The organism is Volucribacter amazonae (assembly GCF_029783845.1).
GTDB classification, from domain to species: domain Bacteria; phylum Pseudomonadota; class Gammaproteobacteria; order Enterobacterales; family Pasteurellaceae; genus Volucribacter; species Volucribacter amazonae.
The window spans coordinates 198,004-221,024 of sequence record NZ_LWID01000001.1 but is presented as its reverse complement, the minus strand read 5'-3'; the positions used below and the strand labels follow the sequence as shown (position 1 = coordinate 221,024).

Genomic DNA, 23,021 nt, shown 5'->3' with positions numbered 1-23,021 from the left:
TAAAAGTTAAAAATAATTTGTTATCAATAATTTACCGACAAAATAACAATAACGCTCCTTTACCCCCTTAAAAAGCCCCAGCCTAAACTTAGAACGATATAGTAAAACCCATTAAAAATCGCCACATAACCACATAAAATAAAAGAATAAACGGTCGATGCAATTTAACCGCCATTCTTTACGTTTTTGCTTTATCCAAGCCCAAGTACGTTCAATTGGATTAAGGTCAGGGCTGTAAGGTGGGAGCCAGAGAATGGTGTGCCCCGCAGCTTCTATCAATGCTTTTGTGTCTGAACCTTTATGAAAAGCGGCATTATCATCCATCACAATAACACTGTTATCAGGAAGTTGCGGAAGTAATAACTGCTCGACCCAACCACGAAAAACATCGCTATTGATACTGCAATCATACAGCCCCACAGCAAAGAGCTGTTGATTAAGCACAGCACCGATGGCATTGCTCTGGTTTTTAAGTTGCCAGTTGGATTGGCTAAGACAAGGCTTACCTCTTTGAGCATACCCATGCGGTCTGTTGTCATGCATTTTAAAGCCGCTCTCATCTAAATAAATGATTTTTCTTCCCGCTTTTTTAAATGCTTTTAGCGCATTAAGAAAAGACTTTCGTTTTTCAGTATTTGCTTGAGAATGCGCTAACGTCTTTTTTTACGTGTTATTCCGAGCCTTTTTAAAGCCGTACAAATGGCGTTTTGGCTACAACCTAAACGCTGTGCTCGCTGCCATTGATAATCATCGGGATAAGCTTCAACATCGGCTTTGAGGAGCTCGTTATCAATCTTATAAGGTTTAACAATACGTTTCTTTCGTTCAGGGTTTTTCTTCCATCTCTGGATGGTATTGGTACTGAGCTGAAATTCTTGTGCCAATTCTCGAAAGCTTGCGCCACCTTTGAGTTTGGCTAATATCATTTGTCGGTAGTCTTTTGAGTATGCCATGTGAATATTGTAGCGTATTTAATTAGATTTTACTATATTATGGATAATCAAATGTAACTCTATGCTTATGATAAACAAGGCAGTTTGATTATGGTTAGCAACCCTTTAGAAGAAATATTATTTCCATTGCGATCAAATCGGAATACCGAGAGAGCTTACTGATGAACAAGGAAAACTCTGTTGGTATGGGGATTATCAAGGCTGGGGGGCGGTTAAACATCAAACTTCATTGATTGAAAATATACATCAACCATTCCGCTTACAAAACCAATATTACGATCAAGAAACAGGCTTGCACTATAATTTCTACCGTTACTACGATCCCGCATATGGGACGCTTTACTCAGCGTGATCCGATAGGGTTATTGGGTGGGGAGAATTTGTATCAGTTCGCCCCAAATACAGTTAGCTGGGTTGATCCGTCTGGGTTGGCGGTTATATGTACTAGACCTTTAGATTTCAATCAAGGAAACAAAATTTATAGTGATTTCGATCCTTCATCTAGAGATGGTTTTGATTTAGGATTTTTTCATGAGCAAATTATGTTTAAAAATGGTTCTAATATTGGTTATTCAGGAATCAAAGATGATAAAGGGAAGATTTTAGGAATTTATGAAGAAAAAGATCCACGTTTATTATCACAATATAAATGTTCAAACGTTCAATATGATGATGAGATTATGTTAAAAGCAGTAAAAAACGTAAAAGAAAAGCAGGTTCCTGTATATTCTTCCGTAGGACAATATGGAGTAAAAATATCTGGATTTAAACCTAAATATGCTCCTGAGCAATATAATATTCTCTTTAATAACTGCCAAGATTTTGTGACTGATGTGTTAAAAGAGTATAAAAAAATTAAAATGCAAATAAAATAATTAAGGATAGAGATATGAAAAAAAAGTTAATTTATCAAGATACAATAGTAGTTATATATGTTTTTATTATGATACATATATTATTTTTTTGTGAAGATGAGATAATTGGAGAATATATATCTTATCTTCTTTTTTTTAGATATAATGGAGTTACATTCTTTATCTATACACCTATTATTTTATTAATTTTTCAACTATATTATAAATATATTAATAGAGCTATGAAAGATGTTAATTTATTAGTCATTATAGTGAATTTCTTAATAATGATGTTCCTTTGTTGTTCAATTATATATATTTTGCTTGCTATATATTATCCTTATCTTTAATTTGGTTATAATCTTAATTTTTAGGTAGCAGGCAAAAGTATCGCCAAAGTGCGGTCAGAAAATGGCAAGTTTTTAGAAGAAAGCCGGATTGAGTTTATTTGGGACGGCAGCCATTTATTGCAAGAAAAACATCACAAAACTGACCGCACTTATCAGTATATTTACAGCCACCCAGCGAGCTATGAGCCTTTGGCACAGATAGAAAATGATGGCGAAAAGCAAACCATTTATTACCTCCATTGTGATCAAATCGGAATACCGAGAGAGCTTACTGATGAGCAAGGAAAACTCTGTTGGTATGGGGATTATCAAGGCTGGGGATCGGTTAAAAACGAGTATGCTTTAATACCGCATATTCATCAACCATTCCGCTTACAAAACCAATATTACGATCAAGAAACAGGCTTGCACTATAATTTTTATCGTTACTATGATCCGCATATGGGACGCTTTACTCAGCGTGATCCGATAAAGTTATTAGGTGGTAATAATTTATATCGGTTTGAAGGTACGATACAGAATGTTTTTGATCCTTTAGGATTAATGCCTTTATTATTAGTTGGCTATGGCGTTGCTATTATGGCGATGGGAATAATAGGTGCTCAAATAATAGCTATGGGAACTTCAATTTCTACGACAAGAAGACAAGAAAAAGAAGAAGATAGCATAATGTTGGAGGAAATTGTGGTAAGTGAGAAAGCCATAGAGTTATCAGAAGCACATCATAGTGGAACAAATCTTGGAGGGAATTGTACGCCAGGTGAATTAGATGATTTACAAAGAAATAAGAATTATTATTGTAATAAAAAGAGAAATTGTAATGAGCAAGGTTTAACTATAGATCAAATAAATTACAGGATGCTTTTAAATCAGCAATGTGCGATGACAAGAGATAAAATTAATAAGAAATGTTTTGCTGGAGGAGATCTTAAACATCAAGAAGAAGCAGAAAGAGCATGGACTACTTATGCATATTGCCAAGAAAAAGCAAAAAAGATTTTTAATTAAATAGGTTATTATGATGGAAATAAAAATAAACTTTCAAGATATGAACGAAGTTGAAGAAGTTGTTTTTAAATATTTTGAATCAGATTATGTCTTATATAATGTACCTAATGAATATATTGCTAGATATGAAGGTTCATATGATACGGAAACAATGTATATTTTTAACGGAAGAAGTACGAAAGATATTATAAAAGATTTAAACCTAAGAGAAATTAGCCATTTTGTAAATGATCCACCATTTTTATTATATGGATTGTTATGTGACTATTATTCAGATTTTAAGCAGGGGCGAGATGATTTTTATTATTTATATTATATTAAGTTTATGAGTTTATTTTATATTTTATCAGTATCTGATATGTTAGATGTAAAAAGGGAAGGAGATCGTCCCTTTTTTCTAGTAACTTTATTAGATCCTAATCAATATATTAACCCATATTATTCATGTTGGAAGAGAGATAATGTCGAAATTAATGAGTTGATTAGCAAGTTTAATAATACACAATTATATTTAATTAGTGAGCTAATTGTATATTTAGATAAAAATAATATTTGTGATGTGAGTGATATTGCAAAAGAATTTTGGGGATATGTAAATAAAAACGTGTTATAAAATTATTTAATATTATTTTGAGTAAAAAGTGCGGTAAGAAATAGAAAGTTTTTGATGGAAAGCCGGATTGAATTTATTTGGGACGGCAGCCATTTATTGCAAGAAAAACATCATAAAACCGACCGCACTTATCAGTATATTTACAGCCACCCAGCGAGCTATGAGCCTTTGGCACAGGTAGAAAATGATGGTGAAAAGCAAAGCATTTATTACTTCCATTGCGATCAAATCGGAATACCGAGAGAGCTTACAGATGAGCAAGGAAAACTCTGTTGGTATGGGGATTATCAAGGCTGGGGAGTGATTAAACATCAAACTTCATTGATTGAAAATATACATCAACCTTTCCGCTTACAAAATCAATATTACGATCAAGAAACAGGCTTGCATTATAACTTCTACCGTTACTATGATTCGCATATGGGGCGTTTTACCCAACGTGATCCGATAGGGTTATTGGGTGGGGAGAATTTGTATCAGTTCGCCCCAAATACAGTTAGCTGGGTTGATCCGTTGGGGTTAAATCCTATTGTATATTTTATAATTGTAGGAGCTATATCTGGAGCAGCGGTAGAAACAGGAACGCAAATGTATGATAATGTTTTAGAGGATGATAAGAAATGGAATGATTTTGATTATTCAGAAATTGCGATAAGTGCAGGGATAGGGGCTATTACGGGACCAGCAGTAGGTAATGTTGCTAAATGTGCCAAATTAGGGAAAGAATTAAAAATAGGAAAAAATATGAGAATAGCTCCTTTTGGAAATAGGACGAATCACCCTATTGGGAAATATCCTCATTATCATAGAAGAGGAAAACCAGTAAATGGAAAAACTCCTGATGCGCAAGGAATAGGTCGGCATAGACCTTGGGAAACGAAGCAATCAGATAGCTCTTGATGGGATAGGTTCTAATGAAAAATACTTATATTGTTAATGAAAATGGTGATATTAATATATTTTCCAGTCTTAATTTTTTAGAAAGATATTTAGAAATATATGATATAGATTGTTATGAAGTATTTGATTCTATAGGGAATAAACTAAAATTATCTATAGCTTATAAAACATGTAATTTTTTATTTATGAAAAGTACTGTTCCTATAGTGAAAGCATCATATTATATTCCTAATGTTAATAGTGAAACATATTTAAAGACAATATTGATTATTGTAATAGGATTGGAGTGGTTAATGAAAAAGGAAATTATTCTTTATTATACTTAATTAATGCTATATTAAAGTTTCAAGGATATACATGCTAAAAAATGATTAATTTTTCAATAAAAAGAATATTGATTGTTGATATAATAATTTTATTATATATCTTTAATGTGTTTTTAATAGGTTATTATTATGGAAATAAAAATAAATTTTCAAGATATGAACGAAGTTGAAGAAGTTGTTTTTAAATATTTTGAATCAGATTATGTTGTATATGATGTACCTAATGAATATATTGCCAGATATGAAGGTTCATATGATACAGAAACAATGTATATTTTTAACGGAAGAAGTACGAAAGATATTATAAAAGATTTAAATTTAAGAGAGATTAGTCATTTTATTAATAGTGAGCCTTTTTTATTATATAAATTAATGAGTGATTATTATAAAGAATTTGATGAAGATGAAGATAGTTTTTATTATTCATATTATATTAATTTTATGAGTTTATTTTATATTTTATCAGTATCTGATATGTTAGATGTAAAAAGAGAAGGAGATCGACCATTCTATTTGGTAACTTTATTAGATCCTAATCGTTATATTGATCCATATTATTCATATTGTAAATGGGATAATGTTGAAATTAATGAGTTGATTAGCAAGTTTAATAATACACAATTATATTTAATTAGTGAGTTAATTGTATATTTAGATAAAAATAATATTTGTTATATGAGTGATATTGCGAAAGAGTTTTGGGGATATGTAAATAAAAATGTGTTATAAAATTACTTAATATTATTTTGAGTAAAAAGTGAGGTAAGAAATAGAAAGTTTTTGATGAAAAATCATATTGATTTTATAGTGGACTATTTAATAACTGTCAGGATTTTGTTACAGATGTCTTAAAAGAGTATGATAAAATAAAAAATAAATATTAGAGGATAGTATGAGAAAGTTAATTATTCAAGATATAATAGCAGTTATATATGTTTTCATTATGATACATATATTATTATTTTTTGGTGAAAATAAGATAGTTATGGATTATTTATTTCCCCTTCTTTTTTTAGACTTGAAGGAATTACTGTTTTTATATATACTCCAATAATTTTATTATTGATACAGTTATATTTAAAATATATACATAGATCCATGGATAATGTTAGTTTAATAATTATTTTAATTAATTTTATTATTATGATGTTTATTTGTTGTGCATTGTTATATTTTTTAATTTCTATATATTATAATTATCTATTCTAATTTTATTATTATAATAAAATTAGATAAATTTAAAGGTAATCTTATACTTAATTCAATTTGTTGAAGTTTATTTGGTGAAATATTTTTGTCTTGACTAAAGTTATATTAAAGTGCGGTCAGAAAATATAAAAATAAAGAAAAATATGAGTTTTGGATTGAAAAGTTAAAGTAAATTGATTTTAATTTTAGCGTTAATTTTAACATATAGGAAGAAAACATGAAAATTTTGGTTATGCGTCATGGGGAAGCCGAAGTTATGGCTAAAAGTGATCAGCTGCGTCCATTAACGTTGTTTGGACAGCAGCAGAGTGGGGAGCAAGGGGAAAAATTATTTAAGGCGGGGATTTATCCTCAGTATGTGTTGGTTAGCCCTTATTTGCGGGCTCAGCAAACTTTTGTTCAGGTTAATCGGAAATTTGTTGATGGGCTTAAGCAAGAAACTTGGCAGGAATTGACACCTTATGGGGACGCGAATTTGGTGCGAGATTATGTGGCGTTGCTTAATCAGCAGGGGGTAGATTGTTTATTAATTATTTCTCATTTACCTTTGGTGGGGAGTATTGTTAATGAATTTTGTGCTAACCAATTCGTGAGTTTTTATCCTGCCACCATTGCGGAACTTGATTGGGACGGGCAGCGGGGCAAGTTAATAAGGGTTTACCAAGGGGGATAATTAGCCTTTATCCTAATCCTTGCATAATGGGTTTTTCAAATAGATCATAATCCACGAGGAAAGCATCGTGTCCATAATCAGAAGAAAATTCGTAGTAGTGAAGATTAACACCACTTTGTTCTAATAATGTTTTGGTTTTATGTAAGTCATTTAACTTAAATAATTGATCATTTGCTACGGCGACTAAGGTGTAACGTGCTTTTATACGTGCTAATGCTTGTTTGCTGTCGTTATAGCCTAAAGCTGGATCATAGAGATCTAACGCTCGTAGTAGATATAAATAGCTGTTGGCATCAAAGCGTGTTAAGAATTTTTTTCCTTGGTAACTAAGGTAAGATTCTACTTGGAAGTAATCTCCCCAAAATTCCCCATCATTTTTGGTAGCACGTCCAAAGGCTTTTGCTAATTGTAAATCGGTGCGATAAGTTAGCATACCCAACATACGAGCGGTAGCTAATCCCTGTGCTGGAGGGGTTTTTCCATAATAATTACCATGATGAAAATGCGGATCGTTGATGATTGCTTGACGCATAATGTGGTTAAAACCAATAGCTTCTGCACTTAATGTCAGTGAAGAACAGAGATTAATCACATTATCCATAAAATTCGGATAATCAATTGCCCATTGGTTAGCTTGCATGCCACCAAATGAACCGCCAATTACGGCATGTAAATGGGGAATATTTAGGTATTGTAATAGGGCTTTTTGGACATTGACAATATCTTGTACTGTAATGGCTGGAAATTGGCTTGCATAGGGTTGCTGGGTTTGTGGATTGATCGAGGCAGGGCCTGTACTACCTTTGCAGCCACCCAACACATTAGAACAAATAAAAAAATAACGGGAAGTATCCAATGCTAGCCCTTCTCCCATAAATTGTTGCCACCAACCAGATTGTTCCGCAGTGTTAAAATAAGGTTCAGCATCTCCCGTTAAGGCATGGCAAATTAATACCACATTGTCTTTATTGGTAGCTAATTGTCCATAGGTTTGATAAGCCACTTCAATTTGGCTAAGTTGCCCACCTAATTTTAGTTCCAATGGCTGATCGGTGAAAAGCAGGGCTTTTTTTAGCTTATTCATTATGTTCCCTATAAGATTTTATAATGGCGTATAAACTACCGCTAGCTAATCCGCTTGTCAAGAAATTTTAGACGTCTAAACTTCTAGATAGTCAAACATCTATACGGCTTAATTTTCAGTTGAAATCTCTATTTATTTTCTCTATGCTAATCATTTCTATTTATTATCATTGATTATTGCCCTTGTGCCGTTATTTTGTATGACAAAATCACAAAAGCCTGCAACTTCTTGTTTATCTCAAGACCATCATCAAACAATAAAAACAAGGTTGGTGAAAAGTTGGTTTGTGACAAAAATAAAGCGATTATTTGCTCTAATATTGGCGATGTTGGCATTATTGTTTTTATTATTGATTATTGTGGATCAGGCTATCAGTTTTTATGTGCGTAAACAAATTTATCAAGATATTGATAGCCTACCATACCGCCCTTATGGTGTGGTGCTAGGGACGGCAAAATATGTGGCGAAAAATACCCCTAATTTGTTTTATCATTATCGTTTGCAAGCGGCAGAACAATTATTTAAACAACATAAAGTGGATTATTTGTTGTTAAGTGGTGATAATCGTACATTACAATATAACGAACCTCGCACAATGTATCGAGATTTACGTCAAATGGGGATTCCTGCGGAATTTTTATATATGGATTTTGCGGGATTTCGTACCTTGGATTCGGTCATTCGGGCGGATCAAGTTTTCAAAGCACATTCCATTACCATTATTACGCAAAAATTCCATTGTGAGCGAGCATTATTTATTGCGAAATATCATCATATTGATGCCATTTGCTTTGCGGCGGATTACCCTGAACGTTATAGTTTAGTAAGAGTGCGAGAGTTTTTTGCCCGTTTATTAGCCTTATGGGATTTATTAACCGAAAAAGAACCGCACTTTTTAGGCGAGGTTGAGCCTTTGCCGCCTCCAATCTCACGATAATTAACTTTTTGTTATATTACCTCAATTTAAGTAATATCGCGATAAACTATTGTCCTTAGCGGTGAAAATGGGGATAATATACCGCTTAACTATCCTGACGACATTTATGATTGAATATATTTTATTATTAATTAGTACCGCCCTTATTAATAACTTTGTGCTAGTTAAATTTCTAGGACTTTGTCCTTTTATGGGGGTATCAAAAAAAATTGAAACTGCAGTAGGTATGGGGTTAGCTACCACTTTTGTGCTGACGGTGGCATCACTTTGTTCCTATTTAGCGGACACCTATTTACTCGCTCCTTTTGAAGCGAGTTATTTGCGTACCTTAGTCTTTATTTTAGTGATTGCGGTGGTGGTACAATTTACCGAAATGGTTATCAATAAAACCAGCCCAACCCTTTATCGCTTATTAGGGATTTTTTTACCGCTAATTACTACCAATTGTGCGGTATTAGGTGTTGCTCTGCTTAATGTCAATTCCGCCCATAATCTAACCCAATCGGTGGTTTATGGCTTTGGTGCTTCTGTGGGATTTTCTTTAGTATTGGTGTTATTTGCCGCATTGCGTGAACGTTTAGTTGCCGCTGATGTTCCAACACCTTTCAAAGGCGCGTCTATTGCGTTAATTACTGCTGGGCTTATGTCATTAGCCTTTATGGGATTTACAGGGCTAGTAAAATGATCTCGCAACTTTCTACAACGGGCTATATTTTTATTATTGTTGCCCTTATCGCTTTATTAGCCTTAATTTTTGGTGCGATTCTTGGTTTTTCTTCTACTAAGTTAAAAGTTGAGGCCGATCCTATTGTAGAAAAAATTGATGCGCTTTTGCCACAAAGCCAGTGTGGGCAATGTGGCTACCCGGGTTGTAAGCCCTATGCCGAAGCTATTGCCAATGGCGATGTGATAACCAAATGTGTGCCGGGTGGGCAACCGTTAGTGGTCAAATTAGCAGATTTGCTTGGTGTTGATGTGCCACAAACGGAATTTGAAGAACAAGCACCTTTGCCTAAAGTGGCGTTTATTGATGAAGAAATGTGTATTGGTTGCACAAAATGTATTCAAGCCTGTCCTGTTGATGCCATTATTGGTAGTAATAAAGCAATGCATACCATTATCCCTGATCTTTGTACTGGTTGTGAACTTTGTGTTGCACCTTGTCCAACAAATTGCATTAGTATGGTAACAGTGAAACCTGATATTGAGCATTGGAATTGGAAATTTGATCCTAATTTAGTTATCCCAGTAGTGAATACAGAAACAAATAAGCGAGTAGTAGGGAAATGACGGATATATTAACAGCGTTTAATTCAGGGCAATTATGGGATTTTCCCGGGGGTATTCACCCACCAGAAATGAAATCTCAATCCAATGGGCTACCTATAAGCCAATTACCCTTAGCACAGGATTTTTATATTCCCGTCAAACAGCACGCAGGGCAAGCTGGTAATCTCTTAGTGCAAGTGGGCGATAAGGTCCTTAAAGGACAAGCACTAACCCAAGGAAATGGTTTGCGAGAGTTGCCTATTCACGCCCCAACTTCGGGAGAAATTGTGGCTATTGCCCCCTATGTTGCTCCACACCCATCGGGTTTATCAGAATTGACTATCCATTTAAAAGCCGATGGTAGGGATCAATGGCAAACACAAAACCCTATTGAGGACTTTCTTAGTCAAAGCCCAGAACAATTAATTGATAAAATTTATCTCGCAGGTATTGCCGGTTTAGGTGGGGCGGTTTTCCCGAGTGCTGCTAAAATTAAAGGGGCTGAAAATCAAGTTAAATTATTGATTATTAATGGGGCAGAATGTGAACCCTATATTACTTGTGATGATCGCCTAATGCGGGATTATCCGCAAGAAATTATTGAAGGCGTGCGAATTTTACGCTATATCCTACGCCCTGAGAAAGTGGTTATCGCTATTGAAGATAATAAACCCGAAGCCATTCAAGCTATTCAACAACAACTTGAAGGGGCAAATGATATTGAATTGCGTGTTATTCCTACCAAATATCCCTCTGGTGCATCAAAACAACTTATTCAAGTGCTTACGGGAATGGAAGTGCCTAAGGGGCAACGCTCCTCTGCTATTGGGGTATTAATGCACAATGTAGGGACAGCCTTTGCGGTAAAACGTGCGGTCATCAATGATGAACCCCTTATTGAACGTGTAGTAACTCTAACTGGCGATAAAATTCCTCAACCGCGAAATTACTGGGTAAGATTGGGAACACCAATTTATCATTTATTACAGCAAACAGGCTATCAATATGATGATCGTTTACCTGTATTTCTTGGTGGACCGATGATGGGCTTTATGTTGCCAAATTTAAATGCCCCGGTCACCAAAATTGCCAACTGTATTATTGCCCCCGATCATTTTGAATATCAGCCTGCGCCAGATGAGCGAGCTTGTATTCGTTGTTCCGCTTGTTCCGATGCTTGCCCTGTTCAGCTTATGCCACAACAATTATACTGGTTTGCTCGTGCAGAAGAACATGAAAAATCGGAACAATATAGTTTATTTGATTGTATTGAATGTGGCGTTTGTGCTTATGTTTGTCCAAGTAATATACCTTTAATCCAATATTTTCGCCAAGAAAAAGCTAAAATTTGGGAGATACAGCATAAAGCAAAACTTTCCGAAGAAGCTAAAGAACGTTTTGAGGCTCGCCAAGCACGTTTAGATAAAGAAAAAGAACAACGTCTTGCCAGAGCTCAAAAAGCAGCAGAGCAACGGCGTGAGGAACTGGCAACCCAACAAGGTATCGATCCTGTGCAAGCAGCCTTGGAACGTTTAAAAGCGAAAAAAGCTACTTCTGAGCAGCATCAAACAGAGCAAAAAACGATAACAACGGCTCAAGGGGAAATTGTGCCAGATAATGCGGATATTATGGCACAACGTAAAGCTCGCCGTTTAGCGAAACAACAAGCACAAGTAAGCAAGGATAAAGCTACCTCATCACCGACAAAAGAGGATAAAAAATCTACCGTTGCCGCCGCCATTGCTCGAGCTAAAGCGAAAAAATTAGCCCAACAGGGAGCGGAGCAGGTTGCCGAGCCAAGTGCGGTGCAAAATGAAAATGTTTCTGTTGCAAATGAGCAAGCAAGTGATCCACGCAAAGCCGCTGTTGCCGCCGCCATTGCTCGAGCTAAAGCGAAAAAATTAGCACAACAAGGGGCGGAGCAGGTTGCCGAGCCAAGTGCGGTGCAAAATGAAAATATTTCTGTTGTGAATGAGCAGGCAAGTGATCCACGTAAAGCCGCTGTTGCCGCCGCCATTGCTCGAGCTAAAGCGAAAAAATTAGCCCAACAGGGAGCGGAGCTGATTGCCGAGCCAAGTGCGGTGCAAAATGAAAATGTTTCTGTTACAAATGAGCAAGCAAGTGATCCACGCAAAGCCGCTGTTGCCGCCGCCATTGCTCGAGCTAAAGCGAAAAAATTAGCCCAACAGGGAGCGGCGCAGGTTGCCGAGCCAAGTGCGGTGCAAAATGAAAATGTTTCTGTTGCAAATGAGCAAGCAAGTGATCCACGCAAAGCCGCTGTTGCCGCCGCTATTGCTCGAGCTAAAGCGAAAAAATTGGCACAGCAAATGCCACAAAATCAAGATAAATAGGTAAGAAAGATGTTTAAAATAGCAAGTTCTCCCCATACCCATTCAGGTAAATTAACGGCTCGCATTATGCTTTGGGTGATGTTGGCAATGTTGCCCGCCATAGGTATGCAAGTGATATTTTTTGGTTATGGGGTGTTGATCCAAATTGCTCTTGCCATTAGTTTTGCATTATTGCTTGAACTGATTGTAACTAAATTGCGTGCCAAACCCCTTTGGTTTTACATTTCAGATCTTAGTGTCAGCCTAACGGCTTTAATTCTTGCGGTAGCGATTCCCCCTTATGCTCCTTATTGGGTAATTTTAATTGGAACATTTTGTGCTGTGATTTTTGGTAAGCACGTTTACGGCGGCTTGGGGCAAAATATTTTTAATCCTGCCATGGTTGGTTATGTGGTATTGCTTATTGCCTTTCCGCTACAAATGACCTCTTGGTTACCTCCTATTCAATTATTAAATGAACCGCCAAATTGGGCAGATGCTTACCAACTGATCTTCTTGGGGCATACTAGCGATGGCTTTAGTTTATTACAATTAAGCACCAATATTGACGGTGTGAGCCAAGCAACGCCATTAGATGCGGTAAAAACAGGACTAAAAACCACCGCACTTACACAAATTGAGCAATCACCTATTTTTGCACAATTTGCCGCTATGGGGTGGTGGCAAGTGAATATGGCTTTTTTACTCGGGGGACTTTTTCTCTTATGGAGAAAAATTATCCATTGGCAAATTCCTGTGGCAATGCTAGTGAGTTTTGCTTTGCTTGCCTGTATAACTTGGTTGGTTGCACCGGAACAATTTATGTCGCCGTTACAGCATTTTTTTAGTGGGGCAATAATGTTATGTGCATTTTTTATTGCCACTGATCCTGTTACAGCTTCTATTACGCCAAAAGGAAAGCTATATTTTGGTTTATTAGTGGGGATTTTACTCTATATTATTCGTTTTTATGGTAATTATCCTGATGGCGTGGCTTTTGCCATTTTATTAGCCAATATTTGTGTTCCATTAATTGATCATTATACTCGTCCAAGGGTATATGGTCGCCCGATTAAGTAAGGAAAAACTATGCGATCCATTACCTTAGGTTACGCCTTTATTTTGGCGTTAGTGGCGTTAATTTGTAGTGCTATTTCAAGTGGCATTTATTTTTTAACCAAAAATCCTATTCAGCAATCGGTGGAAAAACAACAAAAAGCCTTATTGTTGGAAGTCTTGCCACAACGCTATTTTGATAATGATTTATTGGCAAGTTGTATCAAACCCCATATACCTTATATTGATAAACTTTATATTGCTAAACAAGCGGATAAAATCAGTGCTTATGCCTTTGAAACCGTTGCACCTGACGGTTATTCTGGCAATATCTATTTATTGGTAGGGGTAACGCCAGCGGGTGAAGTTTTGGGGGTACGAGTGATTGCCCATAAAGAAACACCAGGGTTAGGAGATAAAATAGAAACCCGTATTTCCGATTGGATTTTATCCTTTAATCATCGTATGTTGGATAAAGCCAATTTGTCCTCTTGGGCGGTAAAAAAAGACGGTGGAAGTTTTGATCAATTTGCTGGGGCAACCATAACACCTCGAGCCATTGTTAATCAGGTTAAGCGTTCAGCCTTAACCTTGTTAGAACAATTTGATGCTAATGACCAAATGAAGAGTTGTAGTTTATGACAAATAATGAAAATATTGATGATGAACCATTAACAATCAATAGCGAGCCAGCGACGAAAACGCACTCTGTGTGGAAAAAAATTCTATTACAGGGCGTTTGGAGTAATAACTCTGCTTTGGTGCAGTTATTGGGATTATGCCCTTTGTTGGCGGTGTCCAATACGGCAACTAATGCTTTGGGCTTAGGGCTTGCCACCTTGTTAGTATTGACTTGTACCAATACCATTGTATCGTTGTTTCGTAAGCAGATCCCCAATGAAATTCGTATTCCGATTTATGTAATGATCATTGCTACTACTGTAACCATGGTGCAATTATTGATGAACGCCTATACTTATACCCTGTATCAATCCTTAGGAATTTTTATTCCATTAATTGTAACCAATTGTATTGTGATTGGGAGAGCAGAGGCATTTGCCTCAAAAAACAGTATTGCTCAGTCCGCTTTTGATGGTTTTGCCATGGGGTTAGGGGCAACATTAAGCCTATTTTTATTGGGAGCATTGCGTGAAATTTTAGGTAATGGCACGTTATTTGTTGGCATTGAAAATTTATTGGGTAACTGGGCAAAAGGCTTAAAAATTGAGTTTTTTCATGTAGATAGCCACTTTTTATTAGCTATTTTACCGCCCGGAGCATTTTTAGGTTTAGGGCTATTATTAGCGTTAAAAAATATGATTGATAAAAAATGAATAAACAAAAACGTATTGAAATTTTAACTCGGTTACGAGCGGATAATCCCAAGCCGACCACCGAATTAAATTATAAAACCCCTTTTGAGCTATTAATTGCGGTTATCCTTTCTGCTCAAGCCACAGATAAAGGGGTAAACAAAGCGACTGCGAAATTATTTCCTGTTGCTAATACACCACAAGCCATTTTAGATCTGGGTTTAGAGGGCTTAAAAGACTATATTAAGACCATTGGGCTTTATAACAGCAAAGCAGAAAATATTATCAAAACCTGCCGCACTTTATTGGAGAAGCATCAAGGCGAAGTGCCAGAAGATCGTGAAGCATTAGAAGCATTGGGTGGTGTGGGACGCAAAACCGCCAATGTGGTATTAAATACCGCTTTTGGACACCCTACTATTGCGGTAGATACCCATATTTTTCGTGTATGCAACCGTACAGGGTTTGCCCCCGGCAAAAATGTGGTTGAAGTGGAAAAAAAATTGCTTAAAGTCGTACCTGATGAATTTAAATATGATGTTCATCATTGGCTGATTTTACTAGGTCGCTATACCTGCATTGCCCGCAAACCACGTTGTGGATCTTGTATTATTGAAGATCTTTGTGAATATAAACAAAAAACAGACATTTAACTCGGGATTAAACATAGATTATGACAATAAAAAAAACTGAACGACAAACTTGGTCAAGCAAACTTACCTATATTATGACTGTTGCAGGGGCGACTGTTGGCTTTGGGGCAACTTGGCGTTTTCCCTATTTAGTGGGGGAGAATGGTGGCGGTGCTTATGTTTTATTATTTTGTATAGCCATGTTAGTTATTGGTATCCCTATGATTTTAGTGGAAAATGTTATCGGACGGCGATTGCGGGTTAATTCTGTTGATGCTTTTGGCGACAAATTACAGGATAAAAAAATCTCTAAATATTGGAAAATACTCGGCTATATGGGGCTATTAGGGGCTTTTGGTATTATGGCTTATTACATGGTGCTAGGTGGCTGGGTATTAAGTTATATTATTAATTTAATCACTGGGCAACTGGATATTTCCATACCAATTAATAAAGAAATAGCTCAACATTTTTATGATAATAGTATTCAAAATAGCCCACTGGCAATTATTGGCTACACCTTTATTTTTGTGATAATTAATTACATTATCCTTGCTAAAGGCATTATTGGCGGTATTGAACGTTCAGTAAAATATTTAATGCCTTTACTCTTTATCTTTTTAATCGGTATGGTTATTCGTAATATAACTTTACCGGGGGCAGCGGAAGGTATTATTTATTACCTTAAACCTGATTTTTCTAAAATTACCCCACAATTATTTGTGATGGTATTAGGGCAAGTATTTTTTGCCTTAAGCCTTGGTTTTGGCGTATTAATTACCCTATCAAGTTACCTAAGTAAAGAAGAAAATTTAATTCAAACAGCGATTATCACAGGCTTTACTAATACCATTATTGCGGTATTAGCAGGCTTTATGATCTTTCCTTCTTTATTTAGCTTTGGCATTGCCCCGAATGCTGGGCCGACTTTAGTGTTCCAAAGCCTACCTATTGTGTTCTCCCATTTATGGGCTGGAACCTTTTTTGCTGTGATTTTCTTTAGCTTATTATTTATAGCCGCCCTTACTACTTCCTTAACTATTTATGAAGTGATTATTACTGTATTACAAGAAAAACTCAAAATGCGCCGTAGCAAAGCCATTATTTTAACGCTAGGGGGCATTTTTATTTTCGGCAATATTCCTGCTATTTTAGGTGATAATCTCTGGAAAAATGTAACTTTATTTGGACGTAGTATTTTTGATAGTTTTGATTATATTAGTGGCAATATTCTATTTATGCTCACCGCCCTTGGCTGTACCATTTTCGTGGGATTTGTGTTAAAAGATGATGCCAAAAAAGAACTCTCACCCACCCCAAACTCTCGTTTTACGCGTATTTGGTTTAACTATGTAAAATATGTTGTTCCCCTAATTATTTTGCTGATTTTTATTAGTAATCTTATTTGATGCTTATAATAAAAAGGTAAGTATTAATTAAATAGATAAACTAGGGGACAAAGACATATCTCCTAGAAAGTCTTGTCCAGCCTTTCACTAAGAACGATGTACGAATAATTTTGGAACTCGCTACGCTCAAACAGCCAAAATTATTCTATCGTTCTAAGTTTAGGCTGGGGCTTTTTAAGGGGTAAGGGAGTATTATTTTCTTTGTTACTGAATTAAAGTGCGGTCAGTTTTGAAAAAATTTTACTGACCGCCAATAATGATTAGGCTTGTGTTTGATTAAGCAAGAATTGTACTAATAATGAGACAGGGCGTCCTGTTGCACCTTTATTTGCACCTTGTAGCCAAGCTGTGCCTGCAATATCAAGGTGAGCCCAAGGGTAATTTTTAGTGAAGTTGGCTAAAAATGCGCCAGCGGTAATCGCACCGCCCCAACGTCCGCCGATGTTGGCAAGATCGGCAAAGTTAGATTTGAGTTGTTCTTGATATTCTTCACTAAGAGGTAAACGCCATGCTTGATCGGTGCTTTGTTGAGCAGCTTGTTGTAGAGCTTGGGCGAGATCATCTTGTGGGCTGATTAAGCCACTGTTATGTTGTCCTAATGCCACTACGCAAGCTCCTGTGAGGGTGGCTATATCAATGACTAATGCAGGGTTGAAACGTTCTACATAAGTGAGGGTATCTGCAAGTACTAAACGCCCTTCGGCATCGGTATTTAATACTTCAACGGTTAATCCTTTCATGGTGGTAAGAATGTCGCCCGGACGATAGGCGTTGCCATCAGGCAGGTTTTCACAGCCTGCTAATACGCCAATAACATTGAGCGGTAATTTTAACTCAGCAAGAGCTTTCATTACCCCATACACTGTTGCCGCGCCGCACATATCATATTTCATTTCGTCCATTGCCTCGGCGGGTTTTAAGGAGATACCGCCTGCATCAAAGGTTAATCCTTTACCCACTAAAACAATGGGTTGAGCATTGCTATCAGGGTGATTTTTATATTCCATAATGGATAAATAAGATTCGTTATTTGAGCCACTGGCTACGGCTAAATAAGCATTCATACCTAGCTGTTGCATTTCTGCTTGATTAATCACTTGCGTTTGGATTAAGGCACTAGATTTTGCCAGAGCATAGGCTTGATCCGCAAGGTAAGCGGGGTTGCAAATATTGGGTGGCATATTGGCAATATCTTTGGCGGTTTTAACCCCTAAAGCAATGGCGTTAGCGTGCTGGATTGCTTGTTCAGCCTTTGTGATATCTTGTTGTGCAATGTGAAATGTACATTGGGTTAAGGCAAGTGGCGGATTTTTTTCTGATTTAAATGGGTCAAAGCAATAGGCTTGCTCTGCAAAGGTTTCAATTAGCCAACGAATATTCCAATAACAATCACGTTGTGGAATGGTAATATCGGTTAAGGCATTGATGATTTCTTTACAACCTATTTGTTTGATTTGAGTAAAGGTATGTTGTATTAGTTTTTTATATTGGCGAGGGGAGAGAGTATTTTCTTCTCCACAACCTATTAATAAAATATGTTGCGGTTTAACCTCTGGTAAATATTGTAATAACAAATGTTCGCCTTGTTCACCGCTAAAATGTGAGCGAGCAAGGATATTGCTGAGAATATGTTGATGTTGTTGATCAAATTGATCGGCTGTTGGCGAGAGTTTTTTCTCTTGATAAACCGCTAAGATTAAACATTGTTGGTCTAATTGATTAAAATCGGTATTTTTTACATTGTATTGCATTTTTATTCCTCTTTTCCTCTGTTTCTGTTGTAAAATAGGCAACCCCATTATTATAGCAAATTGAATAATAATATTAAGTTTTGATGATACAAGGTTAGTTTGTGATTTTAACAAGATATTTGATTAAAGAAATCTTTAAAAGCCAGATTGCGATTTTATTTATTTTATTATTGATTTTTTTCTGTCAGCAGTTAGTTCGTGTATTAGGTTCTGCTGCCAGTGGTAATGTGCCAGCGGATTTAGTGGTTTCTTTGTTGGGATTAGGTATGCCCACTATGGCACAGTTGATGTTGCCGTTGTCTTTATTTATTGCGGTACTTCTTACGTTAGGGCGATTGTATGCGGAAAGTGAAGTAACGGTAATGCGTGCTTGTGGCGTAGGGCAACGGATTTTGGTTCGTGTCGTTTTAATGTTATCTCTCTTTACTGCGGGCATTGCTGCCTATAATGCCTTATGGCTTTCTCCTTGGGCAATTCAGCAACAAGCACAAATCATTGAAGAGGCGAAAGCAAATCCTCGTATGGCGGCATTAACGGCAGGGCAGTTTATGTCGTCAAATAATGGCGATTTTGTGTTGTTTATTGATAAGCTAGAAGATAACAAAATAAAAGATATTTATTTATTTCAAATGCGAGAACGAGGTAAAACCAAGCCCTCGGTGGTGGTTGCAGAAACGGGGGAAATGCAATCGTTGCCAAATGGTGATCAGATTTTAACTTTAAGTCATAGCCAACGTATTGAAGGAAGTGCGGTATTACCTGATTTTAAAATTACTGAATTTGATCAATACCAAGCCTATTTAGGGCATCAAGATGTTACTGCACAGGATAATGATACGGATTTACTTGATTTTCACAAATTGATTAGCGATAACTCAAGTATTGTAAGAGCGGAATTAAATTGGCGTATAAGTCTCATTGTTGCAGTGCCTATTATGGCATTGTTAGCAGTGCCTATGAGTAAAGTCAACCCTCGGCAAGGACGTTTTGCCAAAATATTACCTGCGTTATTACTTTATTTAATTTATTTCTTATTACAAAGCTCGCTAAAATCAGCGGGGACAGCGGGTAAACTTGATGTTGGATTATTAATGCCATTGGTTAATCTAGTATTCTTATTGTTAGCAATATGGCTAAATAGTTGGGATACGGCATTAATGTACAAAATTCGCCATATCATACGCAATAAAGTGGCATTAAAAGGATAATAAATATGCTGAATGTATTAGATCGTTATATTGGTAAAAGCATTTTAGGGGCGATTTTTGCCACCTTATTTACCCTTGTGGGATTATCAGCCATTATTAAATTTGTTGAGCAATTTCGTAGTGTTGGTAAAGGCAGTTATGATACTTTGCAAGCAGTATTATATACCCTATTAACCATTCCCAAAGATATTGAAACTTTTTTTCCTATGGCTGCGTTATTGGGGGCATTAATTGCGTTAGGTAATTTAGCTAGCCGTAGTGAATTAATTGTGATGCAAGCAGCAGGTTATTCTCGTTTAAAAATTGGTGCATCAGTGATGAAAACCGCTTTACCATTAGTAATTTTTACCATGATTATTGGCGAATGGGGCATTCCACAAACAGAACAATTTGCTCGAGATATGCGAGCAAAAGCCTTAGCTGGTGGTTCATTGTTGTCAGTAAAACAAGGTGTTTGGGCGAAAGATGGGGATAATTTTATTTATGTGCAACGGATCAGTGAAGATAATTATTTACAAAATTTGTATATTTATCAATTCCAAGATCGTCAGCTTAAATCGGTAAGCCATGCAAATTCGGCAAAATATGAAAATGGAGAATGGCTTTTAAGCCAAGTAAACCAATCACAAATTTTGCCTGATGAAATTCAAACCACAAGCCGTTTAAATCAAGTTTGGCAAACCAATTTAACCCCAGATAAATTAGGGATTGTTTCTTTACGTCCAACCTCTTTATCTATTACGGGGTTATCTAATTACATTAGCTTTTTAAAACAAACGGGGCAAGATGCAAAAAAATTTGAATTGACCTATTGGCGTAAATTATTTCAACCCATTTCGGTAGGGGTAATGATGTTACTCGCCCTTTCTTTTATTTTCGGCCCGCTACGTGGCGTTACCGCAGGGGCGAGAATTGTAACAGGGATTTGTTTTGGCTTTTTGTTTTATGTGGTCAACGAAATTTTTGGACCATTGAGTTTAGTGTATAACGTTGCCCCTATTGTAGGGGCATTAATTCCAAGTTTGTTATTTTTAGTGATTACTTGGTGGTTATTAAGCCGTAAACGAGATTAAAAGTTTTTCTAAAATGCACCGCACTTTTAGTTTATCGCCATTTTAAATTGAAAGATAAGGTGTACGAACGAAGTATTCCTTTCGTAGAATGGCTATATTACCTCAAAGGAACTTGGGGCTATGAATCCTTAGCCCTAATCTCTCTCGCCCAACAAACATAATCTGCTGGAAAGAAAGGTTTTTCTGCAATACCTGAACGTTCTATATCAATATTTAATAGCAACACCAATGCCCCCGCCTCAAATGACCAATAACCGAAAAAGAATTTTCCATCATTTCGCTTATGTCTATCATACCAATAAGTGTTTTTATTACTTTTATACCAATCTTTTAAATATTGGATTAATAGCTTTTCACATTCAGAATCAATTTTGCTTTGTACTAATTCAGGAAAATAACGATAACAGGCTTTTGGAAAAAAAGGCTTATCTGCCACTGCCAAAGCTCCTTGATAACCTAAAAAATCAAGTAAGGCTTTCATTGGCGGATCGACATAAGGTAAAGAGTCATTTTCATCACTACCGCCAAGCCATTGTGGAATACGCATTAAGGTTTCTTGATCATTGACTAAAACGGCTAGCCCTAATAGCCATAAAATATAAGCATAACTGTCTGGCGAAGACAAATATAATTTTCGTTTTGGAAAATCAATATCAAAATGACGATGAAAACGTTGTAACATTTGACAAGTTTCACTAATAACGATCTCTTTACTTTCTCCTGCTGAATATAACAATTGACAAAACTCTAATTGATTACTAGTTTGGTTCCAACTTAATCTACGATAATAGGAGTTCAAACTATTCGGATCATTAGGGTCATTTTTTATATAATCAGGAGCCTCAATAGTAAATATATCTTTCTGTTTATTTTCTATAAAATAATCTTTATATTCTCGCATATAATTATTTTTTAAAAATATAGCTCGTTTTTTGGCTTCAAACTCATTCATTAATTACTCCTTAATTGGAACTGTACCTATAACTTTTGCTTCGCTTGATAATTTATAAATTTCAACTACTTTACCATTTTCATCAACGATCATAGCCATTTTCCATCGCCGTATAACAAAAAGAGAAAGCCAAGCTCCCTCTAATAATATTACCCCCTAATCTCTCTCGCCCAACGAACATAATCTGCTGGAAAGAAAGGTTTTTCTGCGATACCTGAACGTTCTATATCAATATTTAATAGCAACGCCAATGCCCCTGCTTCAAATGACCAATAACCAAAAAAGAATTCTTCACAATCTTTATGGTAATTATACCAATAAGTGTCTTTATTACTTTTATACCAATCTTTTAAGTATTGGATTAATAACCTTTCACGTTCAGAATCAATTTTGCTTTGTACTAATTCAGGAAAATAACGATAACAGGATTTTGGAAAAAAAGGCTTATCAGCCACGGCTAAAGCCCCTTGATAACCTAAAAAATCAAGTAAGGTTTTCATTGGCGGATCGACATAAGGTATAAAGAGTCATTTTCATCACTACCGCCAAGCCATTGTGGAATACGCATTAAGGTTTCTTGATCATTGACTAAAACGGCTAACCCTAGTAACCATAAAATATAAGCATAACTGTCTGGCGAAGACAAATATAATTTTCGTTTTGGAAAATCAATATCAAAATGACGATGAAAACGCTGTAACATTTGACGAGTTTCACTAATAACAATATCTTTATTTTCACCCGCAGAATAGAGTAACTGACAAAGCTCCATTTGACTATTTATTTGACGCCAACTTAATGAACGGTAATAAGAATTTAATCTATTCGGATCATCAGGATCCTCTTTTATATAATCAGGGGCAATTATTGAAAATACATCTTTTTTCTTATTTTTAATTAAATAAGTTTTGTAATCTTGCATATGATTCTCTTTTAAAAATATAGCCCGCTTTTTCATTTCAAATTCACTCATTAATTTACTCCTTAATTGGAACTGTACCTATAACTTTAACATCACTATATAATTTATAAAATTCCACAATTTTAGCATTTTCATTAAAAAGCATTAAAGACTATCATAAAATTTTTATTTATTTTTAGAAAGAGAGAAGATTAAGTTG

At 35.9% G+C, this 23,021-nt stretch carries 25 protein-coding genes and 1 pseudogene; 19 read left to right on the top strand and 7 right to left on the bottom strand.

All coding sequences use genetic code 11. The features are described from left to right. Positions 1–111 precede the first annotated feature (111 nt). A pseudogene (locus A6A20_RS01095) lies at positions 112–639 on the bottom strand (IS630 family transposase); the annotation flags it as partial. Between the two features lie 11 nt (positions 640–650). Continuing rightward, complete coding sequence (locus A6A20_RS01090; RefSeq protein ID WP_279571743.1) at positions 651–953, bottom strand: IS630 transposase-related protein; 303 nt, start codon at positions 951–953, stop codon at positions 651–653. A 136-nt stretch (positions 954–1,089) separates the two neighbouring features. Here A6A20_RS01090 and A6A20_RS12715 point away from each other — a divergent pair, with 136 nt between their 5' ends. The 8 genes from A6A20_RS12715 (at position 1,090) to sixA (ending at position 6,886) form a co-directional block, all read left to right on the top strand. Continuing rightward, a complete protein-coding gene (locus tag A6A20_RS12715) occupies positions 1,090–1,305 on the top strand; it encodes an RHS repeat-associated core domain-containing protein (protein ID WP_424585435.1) in 216 nt (71 codons plus the stop codon). Further along, the gene (locus tag A6A20_RS01080; RefSeq protein ID WP_279571742.1) at positions 1,283–1,828 is read left to right on the top strand and encodes an RHS repeat-associated core domain-containing protein; all 546 of its coding nucleotides are present in this window, start codon (positions 1,283–1,285) and stop codon (positions 1,826–1,828) included. The genes A6A20_RS12715 and A6A20_RS01080 overlap by 23 nt, the downstream gene beginning before the upstream one ends. 377 nt (positions 1,829–2,205) lie before the next feature. Continuing rightward, a complete protein-coding gene (locus A6A20_RS01075) occupies positions 2,206–3,165 on the top strand; it encodes an RHS repeat-associated core domain-containing protein (RefSeq protein WP_279571741.1) in 960 nt (319 codons plus the stop codon). Between the two features lie 10 nt (positions 3,166–3,175). Beyond that, the gene (locus A6A20_RS01070; protein WP_279571740.1) at positions 3,176–3,778 is read left to right on the top strand and encodes a hypothetical protein; all 603 of its coding nucleotides are present in this window, start codon (positions 3,176–3,178) and stop codon (positions 3,776–3,778) included. A 54-nt stretch (positions 3,779–3,832) separates the two neighbouring features. Then, positions 3,833–4,678: an RHS repeat domain-containing protein gene (locus tag A6A20_RS01065; protein ID WP_279571739.1), complete on the top strand. Its 846-nt coding sequence runs from the start codon at positions 3,833–3,835 to the stop codon at positions 4,676–4,678. 14 nt (positions 4,679–4,692) lie between these two features. Next, positions 4,693–5,004 (top strand): hypothetical protein, encoded by a 312-nt coding sequence (locus A6A20_RS01060; RefSeq protein WP_279571738.1) that lies wholly within the window; start codon positions 4,693–4,695, stop codon positions 5,002–5,004. A 129-nt stretch (positions 5,005–5,133) separates the two neighbouring features. Next, positions 5,134–5,733 carry a hypothetical protein gene (locus A6A20_RS01055; RefSeq protein ID WP_279571737.1) on the top strand — a complete coding sequence of 200 codons (600 nt, stop codon included), beginning with the start codon at positions 5,134–5,136 and terminating at the stop codon, positions 5,731–5,733. Positions 5,734–6,430: 697 nt separating this feature from the next. Further along, the gene (gene sixA, locus A6A20_RS01050; protein WP_279571736.1) at positions 6,431–6,886 is read left to right on the top strand and encodes a phosphohistidine phosphatase SixA; all 456 of its coding nucleotides are present in this window, start codon (positions 6,431–6,433) and stop codon (positions 6,884–6,886) included. A 7-nt stretch (positions 6,887–6,893) separates the two neighbouring features. On the opposite strand, the gene metX is transcribed toward sixA, so the two are convergent. After that, positions 6,894–7,970, bottom strand: a complete 1,077-nt coding sequence (metX, locus tag A6A20_RS01045) for a homoserine O-acetyltransferase MetX (RefSeq protein WP_279571735.1) — start codon at positions 7,968–7,970, stop codon at positions 6,894–6,896. A 325-nt stretch (positions 7,971–8,295) separates the two neighbouring features. Here metX and A6A20_RS01040 point away from each other — a divergent pair, with 325 nt between their 5' ends. The 9 genes from A6A20_RS01040 to A6A20_RS01000 all read left to right on the top strand — a co-directional run bounded on the left by A6A20_RS01040 (position 8,296) and on the right by A6A20_RS01000 (position 16,916). After that, positions 8,296–8,907: a SanA/YdcF family protein gene (locus A6A20_RS01040; protein WP_279573711.1), complete on the top strand. Its 612-nt coding sequence runs from the start codon at positions 8,296–8,298 to the stop codon at positions 8,905–8,907. 106 nt (positions 8,908–9,013) lie between these two features. Then, on the top strand, positions 9,014–9,592 hold the full coding sequence (gene rsxA, locus A6A20_RS01035; RefSeq protein WP_279571734.1) for an electron transport complex subunit RsxA: 579 nt from the start codon (positions 9,014–9,016) through the stop codon (positions 9,590–9,592). Next, positions 9,589–10,197 carry an electron transport complex subunit RsxB gene (rsxB, locus tag A6A20_RS01030; protein WP_279571733.1) on the top strand — a complete coding sequence of 203 codons (609 nt, stop codon included), beginning with the start codon at positions 9,589–9,591 and terminating at the stop codon, positions 10,195–10,197. Before rsxA ends, rsxB begins: the two co-directional genes overlap by 4 nt. Then, on the top strand, positions 10,194–12,527 hold the full coding sequence (rsxC, locus tag A6A20_RS01025; protein ID WP_279571732.1) for an electron transport complex subunit RsxC: 2,334 nt from the start codon (positions 10,194–10,196) through the stop codon (positions 12,525–12,527). Before rsxB ends, rsxC begins: the two co-directional genes overlap by 4 nt. Positions 12,528–12,536: 9 nt before the next feature. Next, positions 12,537–13,586, top strand: coding sequence for an electron transport complex subunit RsxD (gene rsxD / locus A6A20_RS01020; RefSeq protein WP_279571731.1), 1,050 nt, complete (start codon positions 12,537–12,539; stop codon positions 13,584–13,586). Positions 13,587–13,595: 9 nt separating this feature from the next. After that, the gene (gene rsxG, locus A6A20_RS01015; RefSeq protein ID WP_279571730.1) at positions 13,596–14,204 is read left to right on the top strand and encodes an electron transport complex subunit RsxG; all 609 of its coding nucleotides are present in this window, start codon (positions 13,596–13,598) and stop codon (positions 14,202–14,204) included. Continuing rightward, a complete protein-coding gene (locus A6A20_RS01010; RefSeq protein ID WP_279571729.1) occupies positions 14,201–14,896 on the top strand; it encodes an electron transport complex subunit E in 696 nt (231 codons plus the stop codon). Before rsxG ends, A6A20_RS01010 begins: the two co-directional genes overlap by 4 nt. Then, complete coding sequence (nth, locus tag A6A20_RS01005; protein ID WP_279571728.1) at positions 14,893–15,528, top strand: endonuclease III; 636 nt, start codon at positions 14,893–14,895, stop codon at positions 15,526–15,528. Before A6A20_RS01010 ends, nth begins: the two co-directional genes overlap by 4 nt. Positions 15,529–15,548: 20 nt before the next feature. Beyond that, complete coding sequence (locus A6A20_RS01000; RefSeq protein WP_279571727.1) at positions 15,549–16,916, top strand: sodium-dependent transporter; 1,368 nt, start codon at positions 15,549–15,551, stop codon at positions 16,914–16,916. 260 nt (positions 16,917–17,176) lie between these two features. Here A6A20_RS01000 and A6A20_RS00995 read toward each other — a convergent pair whose 3' ends face one another. Next, positions 17,177–18,667: a leucyl aminopeptidase gene (locus tag A6A20_RS00995; protein WP_279571726.1), complete on the bottom strand. Its 1,491-nt coding sequence runs from the start codon at positions 18,665–18,667 to the stop codon at positions 17,177–17,179. Between the two features lie 101 nt (positions 18,668–18,768). Between A6A20_RS00995 and lptF the strand changes: the two genes are divergently transcribed. Together lptF and lptG are read left to right on the top strand one after the other, a co-directional pair. Further along, on the top strand, positions 18,769–19,875 hold the full coding sequence (lptF, locus tag A6A20_RS00990; RefSeq protein WP_279571725.1) for an LPS export ABC transporter permease LptF: 1,107 nt from the start codon (positions 18,769–18,771) through the stop codon (positions 19,873–19,875). 5 nt (positions 19,876–19,880) lie between these two features. Continuing rightward, complete coding sequence (lptG, locus tag A6A20_RS00985; RefSeq protein WP_279571724.1) at positions 19,881–20,948, top strand: LPS export ABC transporter permease LptG; 1,068 nt, start codon at positions 19,881–19,883, stop codon at positions 20,946–20,948. Positions 20,949–21,066: 118 nt separating this feature from the next. Here the strand turns inward: lptG and A6A20_RS00980 are convergent, their stop codons facing one another. The 3 genes from A6A20_RS00980 to A6A20_RS00970 form a co-directional block, all read right to left on the bottom strand. Beyond that, entirely contained in the window at positions 21,067–21,900 is an 834-nt protein-coding gene (locus tag A6A20_RS00980) for a PoNe immunity protein domain-containing protein (RefSeq protein ID WP_279571723.1), read from the bottom strand. A 149-nt stretch (positions 21,901–22,049) separates the two neighbouring features. Beyond that, the gene (locus A6A20_RS00975) at positions 22,050–22,400 is read right to left on the bottom strand and encodes a PoNe immunity protein domain-containing protein (protein ID WP_279571722.1); all 351 of its coding nucleotides are present in this window, start codon (positions 22,398–22,400) and stop codon (positions 22,050–22,052) included. Further along, complete coding sequence (locus tag A6A20_RS00970) at positions 22,397–22,873, bottom strand: PoNe immunity protein domain-containing protein (RefSeq protein WP_279571721.1); 477 nt, start codon at positions 22,871–22,873, stop codon at positions 22,397–22,399. The genes A6A20_RS00975 and A6A20_RS00970 overlap by 4 nt, the downstream gene beginning before the upstream one ends. Positions 22,874–23,021: the final 148 nt, after the last annotated feature.